Consider the following 19635-nt stretch of genomic DNA (forward strand, 5'->3'; position numbering starts at 1 on the left):
GGCACCCCCGGAGCCCCGGCCGCAAACGAAAGTGATGCGGGTGGACGAGAAGGACATGGGCAGCGACCTCCAGTCGGTGCTCATCACCAAGGAAGAGATCGACGCGAAGCTGGCAGAGCTGGCCGCGAAGATCGACGCGGAGTACGCGGGCAAGGACCTGCTCATCGTCGGCGTCCTCAAGGGCGCGGTGATGGTGATGGCGGACCTGGCGCGCGCCTTGTCCACCCCGCTCACCATGGACTGGATGGCGGTGTCCTCGTACGGCGCCGGGACCCAGTCCTCCGGTGTGGTCCGGATCCTCAAGGACCTGGACACCGACATCAAGGACAAGCACGTCCTGATCGTCGAGGACATCATCGACTCGGGCCTGACCCTGTCCTGGCTGCTGTCGAACCTGGGCTCGCGCCAGCCGGCCTCGCTGGAGGTCGTCACGCTGCTGCGCAAGCCCGACGCCGCGAAGGTCGCGATCGACGTGAAGTGGGTCGGCTTCGACATCCCGAACGAGTTCGTCGTCGGCTACGGCCTCGACTACGCGGAGAAGTACCGCAACCTGCCGTTCGTCGGCACCCTCGCCCCGCACGTCTACGGCGGCTGACCCCCCGGACGGGACCGGGCCCCGGACGGGGCCCGCTCAGGGGAACCCTGGAACGATTCCTGCCGTTGGAGCAAGGGAAAGCAGTTCTGTCAGCCGTCCCACGAGGCCGCGGGTGACAATACAGGGGTACATTCCGAAGAACAGTCTTTACTCACAGCAGCATTTACCTACGGGCAGGAGGGACGGGGCGCCTGGCGCCCCGTATGGATGGACGTGAAGCGATACTTCCGTGGGCCGGTCATGTGGATCGTGCTGGCCGTCCTCGCCGTGGTCGTGTTGATGAACGTCGTCGGCTCCGGCGGCGGCTACAAGTCGGTGGAGACCAGCGAGGTCATCAAGGCGATCAACAGTGGCCAGGTGGAGAGCGCCAAGCTCACCACCGGTGACAGCCAGATGATCAAGATCGAGCTGAAGAAGGACCAGAAGCTCGGCGACAACGACGGCACCAAGTTCCAGGCCAACTACATCGGGGACCAGGGCGTCCAGCTCGCCCAGAACCTCCAGACCAAGTTCGAAGCCGGTCAGATCCCGGACGGGTACACCGTCTCTCCGGACAAGACCAGCCCGTTCCTCAGCGTGCTGCTCTCCCTGCTGCCCTTCGTCCTCATCGTCGTCGTCTTCCTGTTCCTGATGAATCAGATGCAGGGCGGCGGCTCCCGGGTGATGAACTTCGGGAAGTCCAAGGCGAAGCTCATCACCAAGGACACCCCGAAGACGACGTTCGCCGACGTCGCGGGCTCGGACGAGGCGGTCGAGGAACTCCACGAGATCAAGGAGTTCCTGCAGGAGCCGGCCAAGTTCCAGGCCGTCGGGGCCAAGATCCCCAAGGGCGTGCTGCTGTACGGCCCGCCCGGCACCGGCAAGACCCTGCTGGCGCGCGCCGTCGCCGGCGAGGCCGGCGTCCCGTTCTACTCGATCTCCGGTTCCGACTTCGTCGAGATGTTCGTCGGTGTCGGCGCCTCGCGTGTCCGCGACCTGTTCGAGCAGGCCAAGGCCAACGCCCCGGCGATCGTCTTCGTCGACGAGATCGACGCCGTCGGCCGGCACCGCGGTGCGGGCCTCGGCGGCGGCCACGACGAGCGCGAGCAGACCCTCAACCAGCTGCTCGTCGAGATGGACGGCTTCGACGTGAAGGGCGGCGTCATCCTGATCGCCGCCACGAACCGTCCGGACATCCTCGACCCGGCGCTGCTGCGCCCGGGCCGCTTCGACCGGCAGATCGCGGTCGACCGTCCGGACATGCAGGGCCGTCTGGAGATCCTCAAGGTCCACCAGAAGGGCAAGCCGGTCGCTCCGGACGTCGACCTCTCGGCCGTCGCCCGCCGCACCCCCGGCTTCACCGGTGCCGATCTGTCCAACGTCCTGAACGAGGCGGCGCTGCTCACCGCCCGCTCGGACCGCAAGCTGATCGACAACCACATGCTGGACGAGGCCATCGACCGCGTCGTGGCGGGCCCGCAGAAGCGGACCCGGATCATGTCGGACCGGGAAAAGAAGATCACCGCGTACCACGAGGGCGGCCACGCCCTGGTCGCGGCGGCTTCCCCGAACTCCGACCCGGTCCACAAGATCACGATCCTGTCCCGCGGCCGGGCCCTGGGTTACACCATGGTCCTGCCCGACGAGGACAAGTACTCGACCACGCGCAACGAGATGCTCGACCAGCTGGCGTACATGCTGGGCGGGCGCGCGGCCGAGGAGCTGGTCTTCCACGACCCGACGACCGGCGCGGCGAACGACATCGAGAAGGCCACGGCGACGGCCCGCGCGATGGTGACCCAGTACGGCATGACCGAGCGCCTCGGCGCGATCAAGTTCGGCGGCGACAACACCGAGCCGTTCCTGGGCCGCGAGATGTCGCACCCGCGGGACTACTCGGAAGAGGTAGCGGCGCTCGTCGACGAAGAGGTCAAGAAGCTCATCGAGACGGCGCACAACGAGGCCTGGGAGATCCTGGTCGAGAACCGCGACGTCCTCGACAACCTGGTTCTCGCGCTCCTGGAGAAGGAGACGCTGGGCAAGGAGGAGATCGCCGAGGTCTTCTCGACGATCGTGAAGCGCCCGGCCCGCCCGGCGTGGACCGGCTCCTCGCACCGCACCCCGTCGACCCGCCCGCCGGTGCTCTCTCCCAAGGAGCTCCAGCTGACGAACTCGGCGAACGGCACCTCGGCGGGCACGCCGGCCGTGTCCGTGGAGAAGGACCCCGCGCCGGAGGACCGCGCCGAGTAGCCCTCGGCCGGACCGTCCCGGAATGGATGCCGCGCCCCCCAGGTTCTAGCCTGGGGGGCGCGGCACTTTTGCGTGCCCGTGAGGCGCCAGTGCACACAGGAACGAGGAAGAAATGACCGACCCAGTGACCCTGACCGGTGACGAGGGCACGATCGGCGAGTTCGACGAGAAGCGCGCCCAGGCGGCGGTCCGCGAACTCCTGATCGCGGTCGGCGAGGACCCGGACCGCGAAGGGCTCCTGGAAACCCCGGCCCGCGTGGCCCGCGCGTACAAGGAGATATTCGCCGGCCTCTACCAGAAGCCCGAAGAGGTCCTGACGACCACCTTCGACCTGGGCCACGACGAGATGGTCCTGGTCAAGGACATCGAGGTCATGTCGAACTGTGAGCACCACCTGGTGCCGTTCCACGGTGTGGCGCACGTCGGCTACATCCCGTCCGTCGACGGCAAGATCACCGGGTTGTCGAAGCTGGCCCGCCTCGTGGACGTGTACGCCCGCCGCCCGCAGGTGCAGGAGCGGCTGACAACGCAGATAGCGGACTCCCTGATGGAGATCCTGGAGCCGCGCGGGGTCATCGTGGTCGTCGAGTGCGAGCACATGTGCATGACCATGCGCGGGGTCCGCAAGCCCGGCGCGAAGACGATCACCTCGGCGGTCCGCGGCCAGCTCCGCGACCCCGCCACCCGCAACGAGGCCATGAGCCTGATCATGGCGCGCTGACCGGGCCGCCCGGACCCGGCCGGCTCCGGCTCAGGCGCGCGCCGGGCCGTTCAGGCGCGGGAGGGGGCGTGGGGGGTGGTGTCGTCGTCTTCCGGGAGTTTGAGGACGTGCTCCAGGAAGAGGGCGGCGGCGATGACTGCCGCGCCCGCCAGGACCGAGAAGCCGGCGTACCAGGTCTGGTCGCGGCGGGCGGGGACGTCGAGGGAGTCCGTCAGCAGGAAGACGCCCACGCCGCCGTACATGCCCGCCACGAGGGCCGCGACGAGGGCGCTGGCCTGTCCGAAAACCACCGCACGGGCCGCCATCAGCGGCTCCACGCCCTTGGCGCCCGGCCGGCGCTCGCGCTGCGCCTTGAGGCGGGAGCGGAGCGAGAGGGCCGTGGCCAGCAGGACGACCGCGATGGCGCCCAGCACGATGGGCGCGGCCAGCGGGACGCCCGGCAGGGTCCCGTACGCGTTCCACAGCCGGGCGCCCGCCCAGGACAGCACCCCGGCGACGACGAAGATCCCCGCCAGGACCGCCGGCCTCAGTTGCTTCACGTGCCCGTTCCCCGCTTTCCGTGCCGTCGCCTCGTCGGCCTCAGCCACAGGTTAACGACTACTCGGGCAGGCGGAGTTCCAGGTCCGGTCGCGGCGTGACGCCGGCCTGGCCGATTCCTGCCAGCAGCGACGCGACCGGGCCGTGCCCGGGGATCTGCGCCTCGGGGTCGATGTCGTTCCACGGGGCCAGGACGAAGGCGCGCTGGTGGGCCCGCGGGTGCGGGAGGGTGAGCACCGGGTCGTCCGAGACCACGTCGGCGTACGAGACGATGTCGACGTCGATCGTGCGCGGGCCCCAGCGCTCCTCGCGGACGCGGTCGAAGGCCTCTTCGATGGCGTGGCCGCGCTCCAGCAGGGAGGACGGCGGCAGGGTCGTCTTGAGCGCGACGACCGCGTTGAGGTACGAGGGCTGCGAGCCGGGCTCGACGCCCCACGGCTCGGTCTCGTAGACGGGGGAGACGGCCTTGACCCGAAGGCCGGGGGTGTCCCCGAGGGCGTCGATGGCGCCCTGGAGGGTCTCCAGGCGGTTGCCGAGGTTCGAGCCGAGCGCGATGACCGCCCACTTGGGGTTGGAGAGGGTGGTGTCGGCAGCGTCCACCGTCTGGACGACGGATGCGGGCACCGGCTGGACGGTGGGGTCGCTCGGGGCGTTCAGTCCGTTGTTCACACGCGGCTCCGGGTGATCGTGATGGTCACGTCGTCGAAGGGGACGGTGATGGGGGCGTCCGGTTTGTGGACGACTACCTCCACCTGTGCCACCGCTTCGTGCTTCAGGCACTGCTGGGCGATCCGCTCGGCGAGGGTCTCGATCAGGTCGACGGGCTCTCCCTGGACCACATCGACGACCTCTTCGGCGACGACCCCGTAGTGCACGGTCTTCGCCAGGTCGTCGTCGGCCGCCGCGGGGCGGGTGTCGATGTGCAGCACGAGGTCGACGATGAAGGTCTGGCCTTCCTCGCGTTCCCGGGGGAAGACGCCGTGGTGCCCGCGAGCCTTGAGGCCGCGCAGCGCGACACGATCCACGCGAATCACTCCTGCTTTCGTAGGTGCTTCCGGTCCGGGACTCCCCGGATCCATGGGCCTGCGCCGAGTGCGGTCGGCGTCGTCCGTCTTCGAATTTACCTGCGAAAGACCTCGGGCCCCGCCGGAGGGGTCAGGCCGGGTCCTCTTCCCCGTCCTCGTCGGAGTCCGTCAGCACGGGAGAACCGTGGTGGGACCAGAGCCGCCAGCCCTCCGATGTGCGTCGGAACACATTCGTGGCGACGACCAGCTGGCCGACGAGCGGGCCGAGCTCTCCGCCGTCCTCGGCGGGCCCGCCGCTGAGGATGTTCTCCGTGCACGTCACCAGGGCGGTGTCACCGATGACGGCGACCTTCGTGTCGGTGAGGAAGAACTGGATGTAGTCGGTGTGGGACATGATCAGCGCGTACGAGCGCAGCACCTCGCCGCGGCCGGAGAGCACCGGCCAGCCCGGGTGCACGCAGGAGATCTCGTCCTCCAGCCAGAGCGCCGACAGTGCGTCGAAGTCCCCCCGCTCCATGGCCTCGTAGAAGGCCGTGTTGACCTCGTCGACCGCTTCGATGTCGGTTCTGCTCACCGTGCTCCTTCTCGTTCGGTGGTCACAGCGCTCCTTCCACGGCGCGGGCCACCCGAACCGCGTCGGCGGTCGCCCGTACCTCGTGGACCCGTACGGCCCAGGCGCCCTGGTGGGCGGCGATGGCGGAGACGGCGGCGGTGGCGGCGTCGCGCTCGCGGGCGGGCGGTGGGGCGGCGTCGGCGGCGCCGGCGAGGATCCGGCCGAGGAAACGTTTGCGCGACGCGGCCACCAGCAGCGGGAAGCCGAGGGCGCGCAGTTCGGGGAGGTGGGCGACCAGGGCCAGGTCGTGCTCGGCCATCTTCGCGAAGCCGAGGCCGGGGTCGACGAGGAGCCGCTCGGGGGCGATACCGCCGGACACGACGGCGTCGATGCGGATCCGGAGCTCGGCGGTGACCTCGGCGACGACGTCCTCGTAGACGGCGAGGCTGTTCATGCCGTCGCTGAAGCCGCGCCAGTGCATCACCACGAACGGCACTTCGGCGGCGGCGACGGCCGGGATCATCCCGGGGTCGGCGAGGCCGCCGCTGACGTCGTTGACCAGCGCCGCGCCGGCGGCGACGGCCCGGGCCGCGACGGAGGCGCGCATGGTGTCGACGGAGACGACGACCCCTTCGGAGGCCAGGCCGCGCACCACGGGGACGACGCGGCGCAGCTCCTCCTCCTCGTCGACGCGGGAGGCGCCGGGGCGGGTGGACTCGCCGCCGACGTCGACGAGGTCGGCGCCCTGGGCGACGAGGTCGAGGCCGCGCTTGACGGCGGCCGTGGTGTCGAACCAGCGCCCGCCGTCGGAGAAGGAGTCGGGGGTGACGTTGACGACGCCCATGACCCCGCAGCGGTCCCATTCCGGCAGGCCTGCGACCCGGCCCCTGCCGGTGGCCCCGCGCTTGATGTTCATGGCTCCAGGGTAGGGCCGCCGTCCTGGCCGGGCCGTACGCGGGGATCGGGGCCCCGCTCCCCTCCCGTGACCGACGCCCCGGGCGGCCGCGGGAAGCGGCGAAGCCCGGCCCGCCGCAGGTGCGGCGGGCCGGGCTTCGAGCCGGGATTCGGGGCCGGTGCCGGGGTCAGGCGACCTGGACTTCGCGCTCCTGCTTGGCCTGGGCCGGGACCTGCGCGGTGTGGTGCGTGTGGGCGCAGGTGCGGACCGGCTTGGGGCGGCGCCGGCTGGCGAACAGCCGGGGCAGGGCCAGCGTGACGAATCCCTCGGCCTGCATCACGGCGAAGCCGATGCGGGGCAGGTCGCTGCTGTTGCGGTAGACCATGAAGCGCGGCTCCCAGCGGGGGCGGAACTTCTCGTTGAACTTGTACAGCGACTCGATCTGGAACCAGCGGGACAGGAAGACCAGCAGGCTGCGCCACATGCGCAGGACCGGACCCGCGCCGATCTTCTCGCCGCGGGCCAGGGCCGCGCGGAACATCGCGAAGTTCAGCGAGACCTTCTCGATGCCGAGGTCGGGGGCCTGCTGCAGGGAGGCGACGATCAGCAGCTCGTTCATGCCCGGGTCGGCGGCGCGGTCGCGGCGCATCATCTCCAGCGACATGCCGTCCTTGCCCCACGGCACGAAGTGCTGGATGGCCTTGAGGTCGCCGAACGGGCTGGTGTCGCCCTCCTCGACCCGGTGGGCGGTGGCGATGAAGCAGTCGCCGTCGCCCTCGTCGCCGACGCGGCCCAGGGCCATGGAGAAACCGCGCTCCGTGTCGGTGCCGCGCCAGGCGACGGCCGCGCCGCGGACCTGCTCCAGCTCCTCCTCGGTCAGCTCGCTGACGCGGCGGACCTTGGTGGTGTAGCCGTTGCGCTCGATGCGCTTCACCATCTGGCGGACGTTGCGCATGGGGCGGCCGGTGAGCGAGAAGTCTTTGACGTCGACGATCGCCTCGTCGCCCAGTTCCAGGGCGTCCAGCCCGGTCTCGCGGGTCCAGACCTCGCCGCCGGTCTCACTGCAGCCCACGACGGCCGGGGTCCAGGAGTGGGCCTTGGCCTCCTCCATGAACCGCTCGATGGCGCCGGGCCAGGCCTCGACGTCGCCGATGGGGTCACCGGAGGCGAGCATCACGCCGGAGACGACGCGGTAGGTGACGGCGGCCTTGCCGCTGGGGGAGAAGACGACGGCCTTGTCGCGGCGGAGCGCGAAGTGGCCGAGCGAGTCGCGGCCGCCGTGCTTGGCGAGCAGTTCGCGCAGCTTCGTCTCGTCGTCGGCGGTCAGCCGGGCGGCCGGGTGCTCGGGGCGGAAGGCCAGGTAGATGGTGGTCAGGGCGGTCAGCATGCCGAGGGCGCCGAGCGAGTAGCCCACGGTCCAGGAGACGCGGCCGGCGTAGTCGACGGGTCCCTCGATGCCGAAGAGGCCGTAGACGACGTGGCTGATCTGCTCGTAAATACCCGGATGGCCGACGACGCGGCCGGGGTGGGAGTTGACGATGACGAGGCCCAGGCCGATGGAGCCGGCGCTCATCAGCACGAAGTTGGCCAGCGCCTTCCAGCGGCTGCGCGGGTCCGGCAGCGCCTTGAATTCATCCTGGTGGCGCACGATGAGCCCCAGCAGTACCGCCGCGATGACGACACTGATGACCGAGTGCCGGTACGTGAACTGCGCCACGGCCCCGGCCGGGAGCAGCACGACGGCGGCCCGCCAGGCGCGGCGCTTGCGGCGCTTGAGGCCGTGGGCGAGCAGGAGCAGCAGGACGCCCGCGCTGATGGCGAGGGCGGCTGCGAAGGGGCCCAGCGAGCCGGGCAGCACCTCGGTGACCGCGTGGATCCGGCTGTGCCGGAACCGCGGGAACACTCCCGCCGCGATGTCCAGAAGGCCGACGATCATGACGGCCGTACCTACCAGCCCGGGCACCGACTCCGGTCGTGGGCCGCGGAAGATTCGGCGGACCTGCTTCGGAACCTGTCCCGACTTATCGCCATCTATCCTGCTAGACATCGCTTCCCGTTGCTCCGCGAGAGATCATGTGGCCGAAGGCCGCGACAGCCTCCGGAGTGTGGTGCGTCCACTAGGACGACATCGGGGTCGAGCGGGTTCACTCTTCCGCCGAGAAAAACTAGTCCTGCCATCAGAAAGTCGACTGACTGCTCATGGGTCTCACCAGTAATACGGTTCTGGCGCTGGCCATCATCGCCGGTGTGCTGCTGTTCGCAGCCACGGTGTGGTTCTGGCCCCGGCTCTCGGGCCGCACCTGGCGTGCGCTGCTCGGCCGGATCGGGCTCCTGCTCGCGACCCAGCTGGCGCTGTTCTCGGCCGTGGGCCTGGCGGCGAACAAGTCCTTCTCCTTCTACGGCTCGTGGGCCGACCTGTTCGGCCAGCAGACATCTGTCGGCAAGGTCGTGGACCACTCCATGAGCAGCAAGGACATCAAGGTCGTCGACAAGCAGAAGCTCGACGTGCCGGGCGGCGCCCAGCCCCAGGTCGGCGGACAGATCCTGAAGGTTGCCATAACCGGGCAGAAGTCGAAAATAACGAGCCCCGGGTACGTGTGGCTGCCGCCGGAGTACTTCCAGCCGCAGCACAAGGAGCAGAACTTTCCGGCCTCCATCGTCCTGACGGGCTACCCCGGCACCGCCGAGAACCTGATCAAAGGGCTGAACTACCCGATGACGGCCTTCAAGCAGGCCAAGGCGGGCAAGATGAAGCCGATGATCCTGGTGATGCTGCGCCCGACCATCGCGCCGCCGCGTGACACCGAGTGCGTGGACATACCGGGCGGACCGCAGACCGAGACCTTCTTCGCCGAGGACCTGCCGCAGGCCATCCAAGACACCTTCCGGGTCGGCAAGAAGCCGCAGAACATGGGCTTCATCGGGAACTCGACGGGCGGCTACTGCGCCCTGAAGATCGCCGCGCACTACCCGCAGACCTTCGGCGCCGCCGCGGGTCTGTCCGCGTACTACGACGCGGCGAACGACGCGACGACCGGCAACCTGTTCCAGGGCGACGACAAGCTGAAGAAGCGCGCGGACGTCCTGCACAGCATCGCGCACAAGAAGCCGACCGGTACGTCGTTCCTGGTCACGAGCAGCGAGACGGGCGAGCCCAACCTCGACGACACCAAGAAGTTCATCAAGCTGGTCAAGGGCCCGGACCGGGTCTCGTCGATCATCCTCGACAGCGGCGGCCACAACTTCAACACCTGGCGCCGCGAGATCCCGCCGATGCTGGTGTGGATGAGCAACCGCATCCAGGCCTGAAGCCCGGCCTCGGACTTGAGGCCGTGCCCGGGCCGGGGCCCCAGGAGCAGGCCCCCGGCCCAGGAGCAGTCTTCCTAGGCCTCTTGCAGTTGGGCCCGGCGCAGCGCCCGGTGGACCCCCTCCGGGGTCAGTACGCCGACCAGCGCACCGGAGTCCGGATCCGTGACCCCGATCCGCCCGGAGTCCTCCTGCAGCAGCAGCGCGAGTGCCTCGCGCAGACTCGCCCCCAGCGCCACTTCGGCGGTGGGGGCTTTCCCGTCCGCCCCCGCCAGGTCGGCCCGCTCCACCGGGGTCACCGCCAGCCGCTTCAGGCCGCGGTCGGCGCCGACGAAGGAGGCCACGTACTCGGTGGCCGGAGCGCCCAGCACCTCGGCCGGGCGGGCGAACTGCTCGATGGTGCCCGCGCCGTAGACGGCGATGCGGTCGCCGAGCCGGATCGCCTCCTCCAGGTCGTGCGTGACGAGCAGGATCGTCTTGCGGACCGTCCGCTGGAGCGCCAGGAACTCGTTCTGGAGGCGTTCGCGGACCACCGGGTCCACCGCCCCGAACGGCTCGTCCATCAGCAGCACCGGCGGATCGGCGGCCAGCGCCCGGGCGACGCCGACGCGCTGGCGCTGCCCGCCGGACAGCTGCTCCGGGTACCGGCCCCCGTACACGGCCGGGTCCAGCCCCACCAGTTCGAGGAGCTCGGCCGCCCGGGCGCGGGCCTTGGCCTTGGGGGTGCCGATCAGCTGCGGGACGGTCGCGGTGTTCTCCAGCACCGTCTTGTGCGGGAAGAGCCCGACCTGCTGGATGACGTAGCCGATGTGCCGGCGCAGCTCCACGGGATCGGCGCTCGCGATGTCCTCGCCGCCGAGCAGGATCCGCCCGGAGGTCGGCTCGATGAGCCGGTTGACCATCTTCATCGTGGTCGTCTTGCCGCAGCCGGACGGGCCCACGAGCGTGACCAGCTCACCCTCCGCCACCTCGAAGGACAGGTTCTCGACGGCCGTGGTCCCGTCGGGGTAGCGCTTGGTCACGTGCTCGAATCGGATCACACGCCCATCCTCCCCCACACGCTGCGGGTTGTTTGTGACGGGAGTATTACCCCGGCGCGAAGGTTTCCGGCCATTGTCGGCGACGGGGGTTATGGTCGCTGTTGACCGTGCCCGTTCGGACGGGTGTACGCAGCGGTGGCAGGGGGTGAGGGCATGGCCGGGCAGAACTGCCTGGTGGCGAACGACTGGATCTGCTGGGACTACGTCACGTCCCGCTCCCAGGAACTCACCGACGCCACGGTCCAACATGTCTGGATCACGGGGGTGTCGGTCCTCATCGGCCTCGTCGTCTCCCTCCCGTTGGCCCTGCTGGCCCGCCGCGGCCGCCGGTGGTCCGCGCCGGTGCTGGGCCTGACCACCCTGCTCTACACGGTCCCCTCGCTCGCCATGTTCTCGCTGCTGCTGCCGCTGTTCGGGCTGTCGGCCTCACTCGTGGTGACCGGCCTGGTGCTCTACTCGCTGACCATCCTGGTCCGCAACGCGATGGCCGGCCTGGAAGCCGTCCCCGAGGAGGTGCGGGAGGCCGCGCGGGGGATGGGGTACGGGCCGGCGAGGCTGCTGTGGCAGGTCGAACTGCCGCTGGCGCTGCCCGCGCTGCTCGCCGGGGTGCGGATCGCCACGGTGTCCACGGTGGCACTGACCACCGTCGGCTCCATCGTCGGCAAGGGCGGCCTCGGAAACCTCATCGCCCCGGCGGTCAACAGCTCCTTCAAGGCCCAGGTGCTCACGGCCTCCGTACTGTGCGTCCTGCTGGCCCTGGTGGCGGACCTGCTGCTGCTCGGCGTGCAGCGGATGCTCACCCCGTGGACGCGGGCGACGCGCGCGCCGCGGCGGCCGGGTCCGGCGACGACTCCCGAGACCCCGGCCGCGGCTACGGCTCCCGCGCCGGCCGCGACGACTCCGACGACTCCTACGACTCCTACGACTCCGACGAAGGGGGCCTGAGGCGATGGGCGTGCTCGGACAGGCCTGGGACTGGCTGGCGAACGGAGCCAACTGGTCCGGGGAGAACGGGGTGTGGCACCGGCTCGGCGAGCACGTCTACGTCAGCGGGATCTCCCTCGCCATCGCCTGCGCGGTGGCCCTCCCGATCGGCCTGTGGCTCGGCCACATCGGCAGGGGCGGGGCGCTCGCCGTCAACGTCTCCAACATCGGGCGGGCCGTCCCCGTCTTCGCGGTGCTGGCCCTGTTCATGGTCTCGCCGCTGCGCAGCGCGGGCTATCTGCCCACCATCGCGGCGCTCGTGCTCTTCGCCATGCCGCCGCTGCTGACCAATGCGTACGTCGGCATGCGCGAGGTGGACCGCTCCGTGGTGGAGGCCGCCCGGGGCATGGGCATGTCCGGAGGCCAGCTGTTCTGGCGGGTGGAACTGCCGCTCGCGCGCGAGCTGGTGATGACCGGGCTGCGCTCGGGCGCCGTCCAGGTGATCGCCACGGCCACGATCGCGGCCATGGTCGGCCAGGGCGGTCTGGGCCGGATCATCACCGCCGGCTTCAACACGTACAACACGCCGCAGGTCTTCGCGGGGGCGCTGCTGGTGGCGGCGCTGGCCCTGCTGGTCGAGGGCGCCCTGGTGGCGGCGGACCGGCTCTTCCCGCGCCCGGCGGCGCGCTGACCCGTCCCTCCGGCACCCGTCCTCCGGCACCCGTCCGCCCCACCCCCGCCCGTTGCCGGTCGTTCCCACTCCCTTGGAGGAGCACAAGATGAGCAAGTCCACGCGCGTCCTCGGCGCCGTACTGGGGGCGGCGGCCCTGACCGCCTCCCTCGCCGCGTGCGGCGGCGACAGCCTGGAGAAGAGCAAGGACACCGGGTCGGGCGCCTCCGCCCCCTCGGATTCCGGTTCCGGCTCCGGCAAGGGCAAGGTCGTGATCGGCGCGGCCGGGTTCACCGAGTCCAACGTGCTGGCGGAGCTGTACGCCCAGGTGCTCAAGGACGCGGGCTACAGCACGTCGATCACCACGGTCAACAACCGCGAGCTGTACGAGCCCTCGCTGGAGAAGGGCGAGATCGACCTCGTCCCGGAGTACGCGGCCACCCTCGCCGAGTTCCTCAACGCCAAGGTGAACGGGCCGAAGGCGCCGGAGGAGAAGCCGGTCGCGTCGAGCGACGTGGCGGCGACGGTCGCGGGGCTGGAGAAGCTCGCGGCGCCGCTCGGCCTGAAGGCGCTGCCGGCGGGCCCGGCGGTCGACCAGAACGCGTTCGCGGTGTCGAAGGAATTCGCCCGGAAGAACAACCTGAAGACGCTTTCCGATCTTGGCAAGTCGGGGCTGAAGGTGAAGATCGCGGCGGGCGACGAATGCTCCGTACGGCCCTTCTGCGCACCGGGGTTGAAGAAGACGTACGGAATCGATGTTTCCGGTATTGATCCGAAGGGCGTCGGCACCCCGCAGGCCAAGCAGGCGGTCAAGGACGGGGTGGACCAGCTGGCGCTCACGACGACCACGGACGCCACCCTCGACTCCTTCGGCCTCGTCCTCCTGGAGGACGACAAGAAGCTCCAGAACGCCGACAACGTCCTGCCGGTGGTCAACGCCAAGGACGCGGGCTCCCCGGAGATCGCGGCCGCCCTCGACAAGCTGACCAAGGTCCTCACGACCGCCGACCTCGTCGAGTTGAACAAGCAGGTGGACGCCCAGCGCGAGAAGCCGGCCGATGCCGCGAAGGCCTATCTGAAGGCGAAGGGCCTCACGAAGTAGGAGTAGTTACGGGTTTGGTGGAGAAATGACGGGTAACTGCCCGGCCACAGATTGCCGGGCAGTTACCCCACTGGACCTCCACGCCCTGTAAATTTCAGGCCATGCCCCGTGGACGCCACCGCAATCCCGAACCCCTGCACCGGCTGCTCACGCCGACGACCGTGGCCGGAGTCTCCGTCGCCAGTGCGGCCGCGGCCTGGCTGCTCGCGGAACCCCTGCCCTTGCGCCTGCTCGTGGCCCTCTCGGCGGCGGCGGGCGTGTCCGGCGCCGTCGTCATGCGCGCCTGGGACCGTGCGGCCGGGCGCCGCGTGGCCGAACTCGCGCGCGAGCGGGTCAAGGACGAGTGGAAGACCGAGGAGCGGATAGCCGAGCTCGAGTCCGACCTCGAAGAGGCCCGGGCGCTGCGGGCCAAGCTGGACGCGAAGCTGCGGGCCAAGCGTGTCGAACTCGCCGGGCTGCGCGGCGAGCACGCGGCGCTGCTGCGGCGGTACGCGACCGCCGAGACCGAGCGGGCCAGCGCCCTGGAGGGCCGCCGGCTGCTCGCCATCGAGGCCTCGGCCGCCCCGGAGTCCCCGGCGCCGAAGGAGCTCCCGCCGGTGACCGAGGAGCGGACGTCGAGCGGTGCGCCCACCAGCGTCGGCTACGCCCGGGCCCATGCCGCCATGGCGGCCCTCGCGCGCAAGGCGGAGGCGAAGCCGGCCCAGCCGGAGACGCCGCGGTCCAAGGGCGCCGAGCCGATGGCGCTGGATACCGGGCACGCCCGTACGGGCGCGGTCCCGGCGCGCCGTCCGGCCGCGGCGGTGGCCCCGTACTCGGCCGCGCGCCGCTCGGCCTCCCGGGTCGAGGGCGGCTTCGACTTCTTCGGCACCAAGACCGCGGCCCAGGCCCGCGCGGTGATCGAATCGGTCCAGAACGAGGACCTGGCCGACGTGGTCGGCGCGGAGGCCCTCGCGGTCCACAAGGCGGAGTCGGCCCAGGCGGATCCGGCCGCCGCCGAGCAGCCGGCCAAGGAGCAGGGCTTCAAGCAGCCCACCCCCGAACAGCGGGCGGTGGGCCAGGTCATCGACCTGACGGCCCACGACGAGACGGAGCCGATCGACGTGGTTCGCCTCCGCACCGCGATCTCGTAGCCGGCCGGCAGGACGGCCCGCCGGGCCCGCGCTCCCCTTCTCAGAACAGCGGGAGTTGGCCCGGGAGGGGCGGGAGGGCGAAGCCGTCCAGGGTGGGGGCCGACGCGCCGAGCACCACGCGCGCCCGGGAGCCCGGGCAGGAGATCAGGTCGGCGCGGGCGCGGCCGGCCGGCGGGTCGTGGCGGGCGATCCGTCCGGCGGTCACGGCGCAGTCGCGTCCGCATACGGGGCAGGCCCGTCGGGGGGAGTGGGACATGCCCCCAGTCTGCACCCGCCTGCCGACATCAGCCCCGGGCGGCCAGCCACGTCTCGTGGGACGCGCAGACGCGGTCCCACAGCGCCGTCCGGTCCGCGGGGGTCAGGTCGTCGAGCCCGCGCTCGAAGAGGCCGCCCACCACCGCCCAGAACTCGCCCGGGGTGTCCAGGATCCGCTCGGTCGGCCTCTTCCCCGGTTCGGTCCGGCTCAGCACCCGGCCCCGCAGCGCGTCGACGCCGTGGGCGTCGCGCCGCAGCAGCGCGAGGGTCCGTACGAAGCCCGAGTCCGGCGTGGTCGACAGCCGGACGTGCGTGGCCTCGAAGTCGGCGGTCGTCGCCGGCGCCGAGTACATGTTGACCACGGGGAAGGGGCCCGCGTCGTAGACGTACCTCCAGCCGGGCCGGTCCCCGTCGAGCGGGTCCAGCCGGTACGTGAACTCCCCCTGCCGGTGCGTTCCCGCGCGCAGCGGCAGCGGCTCGTACGGGCCGTCGCCGAGGCCGGTGTCGACGAAGTACTCCTCGCCGTCGACCCGGACCGTCAGGGCGAGGTGGTCGCCGTTGACGTCGCGGCGCTCGCGGTCGGCCGGGCCGAGGACGCCCGCCAAGTGCCGGGTCACCGCGAAGCCGAGGCCCTCCAGGAGCAGCGCGAAGGCGCCGTTGAGGTGGAAGCAGTACCCGCCGTGCCCGGCCGCGATGCGGCGTACGGACAGCTCGGGGTCGATGCCGGGCGGCCGGCCGAGCTGGATGCCGAGGTTCTCGTACGGGATGCGCTCGACGTGGGCGCGCTGGAGCGCGAACAGCGTCTGCGCCGTGGGCCGCGGCGGCCGCGCGAAGCCGAGCCGCCGCAGATAGCCGTCGAACAGGCCAGGGGTCATGGCCGCACCCTAAGCAGGAAACGCCCGCGCAGTCGCGGGAGTTCCCGCGACTTATCACTTGTCGATGTCTCCCACGACGAAGAACAGCGAGCCCAGGATCGCCACCATGTCCGCGACCAGCTGTCCGGGCAGCAGCACCGACAGGGCCTGGATGTTGTTGTACGAGGCGGAGCGCAGCTTCAGCCGGTACGGCGTCTTCTCGCCCTTCGAGACGAGGTAGTAGCCGTTGATGCCGAGGGGGTTCTCGGTCCAGGCGTACGTGGCCCCCTCGGGTGCCTTCAGCACCTTCGGGAGGCGCTGGTTGATCGGCCCGGGCGGCAGCTCGGCCATCCGGTCCAGGCAGGCCACGGCCAGGTCGAGCGCGTTGTGCGTCTGGTCCAGCAGGCACTCGAAGCGGGCCAGGCAGTCGCCCTCGGTGCGGGTGACCACCTTCAGGACGTCCTGGAGCTCCCCGTACGCCAGGTACGGCTCGTCGCGGCGCAGGTCGAAGTCGACGCCGGAGGCGCGGGCGATCGGGCCGGAGACCCCGTACGCGTGCACCGCCTCGGCGGACAGCACGCCCACCCCGCGCGTGCGGCCGCGGAAGATCTCGTTGCCGTGGACCAGCTTGTCGTACACGTCCATGCGGGTGCGGACGTCGGCGATCGCGGCGCGCGCCCGGCCGAGCCAGCCGGCCGGGAGGTCCTCCTTGAGGCCTCCGACGCGGTTGAACATGTAGTGCATGCGGCCGCCGGAGATCTCCTCCATGACGGCCTGGAGCTCCTCGCGCTCGCGGAACGCGTGGAAGATCGGGGTGATTCCGCCCAGTTCGAGGGGGTACGACCCGAGGAACATCAGGTGGTTCAGCACCCGGTTCAGCTCGGCGAGCAGGGTCCGCATCCACACGGCCCGCTCGGGGACCTCCATGCCGAGCATCCGCTCGACGGCCATCACGACGCCGAGTTCGTTGGAGAACGCGGACAGCCAGTCGTGGCGGTTCGCGAGCATCACGATCTGCCGGTAGTCGCGCGCCTCGAAGAGTTTCTCGGCGCCGCGGTGCATATATCCGACGACCGGCTCGGCGCTGACGATCCGCTCGCCGTCCAGGACGAGGCGCAGGCGCAGCACGCCGTGCGTGGAAGGGTGCTGGGGTCCGATGTTGAGCACCATGTCGGTGCTCTCCGCCGCTCCGCCGATGCCGACCGTGGTCTCCGTCATGGGCGCATTCTCGCAGCCCTACGCTGAGCGCATGGAAACGGGGACGACGGGTGAGACGAGCCGGCCCGATTGGGTGGGGCTACCGGGCGGGCTGCTCAGGCTGCGCCGGCTGCTGCTGGTGGCATGGGCGGTGCCGCTCGCCGCGGGGACCGCGGTGCTGCTGGGGTTGACGGCCGGTCCGGCGTGGGCGGCCCTGGGGGCGGTGTGGCTGGTCGCCCTGGTCTGGGGCTGGGTGCTGCTCGGCCGCAACTGGCGGTCCTGGCGGTACGCCGAGCGCGCCGACGACCTGCTGATCACCCGCGGGGTGCTGTGGCGGGCGCAGACCGTGGTCCCGTACGGGCGCATGCAGCTGGTCGAGGTGACCTCGGGGCCGCTGGAGCGGCGCTTCGGGCTGGCCTCCGTACAGCTGCACACGGCGGCCGCGGCCACGGACGCCAAGATTCCGGGACTGGTCCCGGCCGAGGCGCAGCGGCTGCGGGACCGGCTGACGGAGCTCGGCGAGGCAAGGTCGGCGGGCCTGTGACCGCCGAACCGGCCGCCGAACCGGCCCCCGCGCCCGAAGCCGCGTCCGCATCCGGGGCCGCGTCCGCCGCTGAGCGCCGGCTGCACCTGCTCACACCGCTGCGCCGGGCGTGGGTGCCGATCGCCGCGACCGTCGGCGTCGTCGCCCAGCAGGCCGACCAGGTCGAGCGGTGGGCGAGCGGGCTCTCCGTGACCCTGCGCGCCCTCTCCCTGGCCGGCCTGGTCGTGGTGTTCGGCGTGTACGGGTTCCTGAGCTGGTGGTTCACCCACTACGCGGTCACCGACACCGAGCTGCGCATCCGCAGCGGACTGTTCTTCCGGCGCACCGCGCACATCCGCCTCGACCGCATCCAGGCGATCGACGTGACCCGGCCGCTGCTGGCCCGGGTCGCCGGCGTCGCCAAGCTGCGCCTCGACGTGATCGGCACCGAGGACAAGGACGAGCTCGCCTTCCTCGACGAGCGCGAGGCCGTCGCGCTGCGCGCCGAGCTGCTGGCCCGGGCGGCCGGCTTCGCACCCGCGGAGGCGGCCCTGCTCGGGGAGGCCCCGCAGCAGGAGCTGCTGCGCGTCCGCCCCCGGGACCTGGTGGTGTCGCTGCTGCTCACGCTCTCGGTGTGGGGGGCGCTGGCCGCCGGGCTGGGCGTGCCCGTCGCCGTGTGGTGGTTCAGCGGGAACCCCTGGGCGACGATCGGGACCATGCTGCCCGTGCTGGGCGGGCTCTGGTCGGGTACGGCAGGCCGTTTCCTCACCGAGTTCGACTGGCGGGTCGCCGAGTCCCCCGACGGGCTGCGCCTCGACCACGGGCTGCTGGACCGGGCCCACGAGACCGTGCCGCCGGGGCGGGTGCAGACCGTACGGATCGTGGAGCCGCTGCTGTGGCGGCGCCGGGACTGGGTGCGGGTGGAGCTGGCGGTGGCCGGCTCGAAGAACGGGGTCCTGGTCCCGGTGGCCTCGCGGGCCGCCGCCCAGGCGGTCGTCGCGCGGGTGCTGCCGGGTGTGGACCTGGCCGCCCTGGCCTTCGGCCGGTCCCCGAAGGCCGGGTCGCGGTGGGTGGTCCCGGTGTGGTGGCGGGGGTACGCCCTGGCCGTCTCCGCGGACGTGTTCGCCGCCCGCAAGGGGCTGCTGTGCCGCCGCACGGAGATCGTCCCGCACGCCAAGGTGCAGAGCGTCCGGCTCACCCAGGGCCCGTGGGCGCGGGTCCAAGGTCTCGCCGACGTCCATGTGGACACCGGCGCCAACGGCACGGTCACGGCCCGGCTGCGCCCGGCGGCCGAGGCCGCCGGGCTGCTGGACGCCCAGGCGGCCCGCTCCCGCACCTCCCGCGCGGATGCCCGCCCCGACCGCTGGATGACCTGACCGGCGGCCCGGAAGCGGGGCGGGGGCTAGGCGCCGCCGGCGCGGACCAGCCCCGTCTCGTACGCGAGGACGACCACCTGCACGCGGTCGCGCAGGTTCAACTTGGTCAGGATGCGGCCCACGTGCGTCTTGACCGTGGCCTCGGAGAGGACCAGGCGGGCGGCGATCTCGCCGTTCGACAGGCCCTGGGCCACCAGCAGCATGACCTCGCGCTCGCGCTCCGTCAGCCGCCCGATCTCCTTGTTCTGCGGCTCCTGCGTGCTCGTCGGCAGCATCGGCGCGAAGCGGTCCAGCAGGCGCCGGGTCGTGGACGGGGCCACCACCGCGTCACCGCTGTGCACGGAGCGGATCGCGGCCAGCAGCTCCGCCGGCGGCACGTCCTTCAGCATGAACCCGCTGGCGCCCGCCTTCAGCCCCGAGAAGGCGTACTCGTCCAGGTCGAAGGTGGTCAGGATGATCACATCGGGGTGTTCGTCCCGCTCGCAGATCCGGCGCGTGGCCTCGACCCCGTCGAGCTTCGGCATCCGGACGTCCATCAGCACCACGTCCACCTTCGTGGACCGCAGCACCTCCAGCGCCTCCAGGCCGTCGCCGGCCTCGGCGACGACCTCCATGTCCGGCTGGGCGGCGAGCACCATGCGGAAGCCCGTGCGCAGCAGTACCTGGTCGTCGACCAGCATCACTCGGATGGACATCAGTTACC

Annotated in this window: 21 protein-coding genes; 10 read left to right on the plus strand and 11 right to left on the minus strand. The window is 71.2% G+C overall.

Annotated features, from left to right (window positions below; all coding sequences use genetic code 11):
• The first annotated feature begins 34 nt into the window (after positions 1–34).
• From hpt to folE, 3 genes are all read left to right on the plus strand, one after another.
• Entirely contained in the window at positions 35–595 is a 561-nt protein-coding gene (gene hpt / locus ACIBAD_RS17865) for a hypoxanthine phosphoribosyltransferase (protein WP_030158549.1), read from the plus strand.
• A 207-nt stretch (positions 596–802) separates the two neighbouring features.
• Positions 803–2824, plus strand: a complete 2022-nt coding sequence (ftsH, locus tag ACIBAD_RS17870) for an ATP-dependent zinc metalloprotease FtsH (RefSeq protein ID WP_134072479.1) — start codon at positions 803–805, stop codon at positions 2822–2824.
• A 112-nt stretch (positions 2825–2936) separates the two neighbouring features.
• Positions 2937–3545, plus strand: coding sequence for a GTP cyclohydrolase I FolE (gene folE / locus ACIBAD_RS17875; protein ID WP_134072477.1), 609 nt, complete (start codon positions 2937–2939; stop codon positions 3543–3545).
• A gap of 50 nt (positions 3546–3595) precedes the next feature.
• Here folE and ACIBAD_RS17880 read toward each other — a convergent pair whose 3' ends face one another.
• From ACIBAD_RS17880 to ACIBAD_RS17905, 6 genes are all read right to left on the minus strand, one after another.
• A complete protein-coding gene (locus ACIBAD_RS17880) occupies positions 3596–4084 on the minus strand; it encodes a DUF3180 domain-containing protein (RefSeq protein WP_134072475.1) in 489 nt (162 codons plus the stop codon).
• A gap of 58 nt (positions 4085–4142) precedes the next feature.
• Positions 4143–4751, minus strand: coding sequence for a 2-amino-4-hydroxy-6-hydroxymethyldihydropteridine diphosphokinase (gene folK / locus ACIBAD_RS17885; protein WP_398907646.1), 609 nt, complete (start codon positions 4749–4751; stop codon positions 4143–4145).
• Positions 4748–5107: a dihydroneopterin aldolase gene (folB, locus tag ACIBAD_RS17890; RefSeq protein ID WP_030158540.1), complete on the minus strand. Its 360-nt coding sequence runs from the start codon at positions 5105–5107 to the stop codon at positions 4748–4750. Before folB ends, folK begins: the two co-directional genes overlap by 4 nt.
• Before the next feature lie 130 nt (positions 5108–5237).
• A complete protein-coding gene (locus ACIBAD_RS17895; protein ID WP_134072473.1) occupies positions 5238–5681 on the minus strand; it encodes a nuclear transport factor 2 family protein in 444 nt (147 codons plus the stop codon).
• A 22-nt stretch (positions 5682–5703) separates the two neighbouring features.
• Positions 5704–6576: a dihydropteroate synthase gene (gene folP, locus ACIBAD_RS17900; RefSeq protein ID WP_134072471.1), complete on the minus strand. Its 873-nt coding sequence runs from the start codon at positions 6574–6576 to the stop codon at positions 5704–5706.
• Between the two features lie 166 nt (positions 6577–6742).
• Complete coding sequence (locus ACIBAD_RS17905; RefSeq protein WP_134072469.1) at positions 6743–8602, minus strand: phosphatidylglycerol lysyltransferase domain-containing protein; 1860 nt, start codon at positions 8600–8602, stop codon at positions 6743–6745.
• Between the two features lie 152 nt (positions 8603–8754).
• On the opposite strand from ACIBAD_RS17905, the gene ACIBAD_RS17910 reads away from it, so the two are divergent.
• Positions 8755–9864 (plus strand): alpha/beta hydrolase-fold protein, encoded by a 1110-nt coding sequence (locus tag ACIBAD_RS17910; protein ID WP_134072467.1) that lies wholly within the window; start codon positions 8755–8757, stop codon positions 9862–9864.
• 74 nt (positions 9865–9938) lie between these two features.
• Here the strand turns inward: ACIBAD_RS17910 and ACIBAD_RS17915 are convergent, their stop codons facing one another.
• A complete protein-coding gene (locus tag ACIBAD_RS17915; protein ID WP_398907648.1) occupies positions 9939–10901 on the minus strand; it encodes an ABC transporter ATP-binding protein in 963 nt (320 codons plus the stop codon).
• Between the two features lie 153 nt (positions 10902–11054).
• On the opposite strand from ACIBAD_RS17915, the gene ACIBAD_RS17920 reads away from it, so the two are divergent.
• The 4 genes from ACIBAD_RS17920 (at position 11055) to ACIBAD_RS17935 (ending at position 14727) form a co-directional block, all read left to right on the plus strand.
• Positions 11055–11846 (plus strand): ABC transporter permease, encoded by a 792-nt coding sequence (locus ACIBAD_RS17920; RefSeq protein ID WP_398907649.1) that lies wholly within the window; start codon positions 11055–11057, stop codon positions 11844–11846.
• Between the two features lie 4 nt (positions 11847–11850).
• Positions 11851–12516: an ABC transporter permease gene (locus ACIBAD_RS17925; RefSeq protein ID WP_134072463.1), complete on the plus strand. Its 666-nt coding sequence runs from the start codon at positions 11851–11853 to the stop codon at positions 12514–12516.
• An 88-nt stretch (positions 12517–12604) separates the two neighbouring features.
• On the plus strand, positions 12605–13597 hold the full coding sequence (locus tag ACIBAD_RS17930) for an ABC transporter substrate-binding protein (protein WP_134072461.1): 993 nt from the start codon (positions 12605–12607) through the stop codon (positions 13595–13597).
• Between the two features lie 101 nt (positions 13598–13698).
• Positions 13699–14727 carry a hypothetical protein gene (locus ACIBAD_RS17935; RefSeq protein ID WP_398907650.1) on the plus strand — a complete coding sequence of 343 codons (1029 nt, stop codon included), beginning with the start codon at positions 13699–13701 and terminating at the stop codon, positions 14725–14727.
• Between the two features lie 40 nt (positions 14728–14767).
• Here the strand turns inward: ACIBAD_RS17935 and ACIBAD_RS17940 are convergent, their stop codons facing one another.
• Genes ACIBAD_RS17940 through ACIBAD_RS17950 form a run of 3 tightly spaced genes read right to left on the minus strand, consistent with a single transcriptional unit; the run spans position 14768 to position 17054 of the window.
• The gene (locus ACIBAD_RS17940) at positions 14768–14983 is read right to left on the minus strand and encodes a hypothetical protein (RefSeq protein WP_134072457.1); all 216 of its coding nucleotides are present in this window, start codon (positions 14981–14983) and stop codon (positions 14768–14770) included.
• A gap of 28 nt (positions 14984–15011) precedes the next feature.
• Positions 15012–15857, minus strand: coding sequence for an arylamine N-acetyltransferase (locus ACIBAD_RS17945; RefSeq protein WP_134072455.1), 846 nt, complete (start codon positions 15855–15857; stop codon positions 15012–15014).
• A gap of 54 nt (positions 15858–15911) precedes the next feature.
• Positions 15912–17054 (minus strand): NADH-quinone oxidoreductase subunit D, encoded by a 1143-nt coding sequence (locus tag ACIBAD_RS17950; RefSeq protein WP_053691355.1) that lies wholly within the window; start codon positions 17052–17054, stop codon positions 15912–15914.
• A 31-nt stretch (positions 17055–17085) separates the two neighbouring features.
• On the opposite strand from ACIBAD_RS17950, the gene ACIBAD_RS17955 reads away from it, so the two are divergent.
• Together ACIBAD_RS17955 and ACIBAD_RS17960 are read left to right on the plus strand one after the other, a co-directional pair.
• Positions 17086–17577, plus strand: a complete 492-nt coding sequence (locus tag ACIBAD_RS17955; protein ID WP_398907651.1) for a PH domain-containing protein — start codon at positions 17086–17088, stop codon at positions 17575–17577.
• Positions 17574–18932 (plus strand): PH domain-containing protein, encoded by a 1359-nt coding sequence (locus tag ACIBAD_RS17960; protein WP_134072451.1) that lies wholly within the window; start codon positions 17574–17576, stop codon positions 18930–18932. Before ACIBAD_RS17955 ends, ACIBAD_RS17960 begins: the two co-directional genes overlap by 4 nt.
• Before the next feature lie 26 nt (positions 18933–18958).
• Here ACIBAD_RS17960 and ACIBAD_RS17965 read toward each other — a convergent pair whose 3' ends face one another.
• The gene (locus ACIBAD_RS17965; protein ID WP_134072449.1) at positions 18959–19627 is read right to left on the minus strand and encodes a response regulator transcription factor; all 669 of its coding nucleotides are present in this window, start codon (positions 19625–19627) and stop codon (positions 18959–18961) included.
• Positions 19628–19635: the final 8 nt, after the last annotated feature.

Origin of the sequence: Streptomyces sp. NPDC051109 (assembly GCF_044455885.1) — a bacterium.
In the GTDB taxonomy this organism is placed as follows: Bacteria; Actinomycetota; Actinomycetes; order Streptomycetales; family Streptomycetaceae; genus Streptomyces.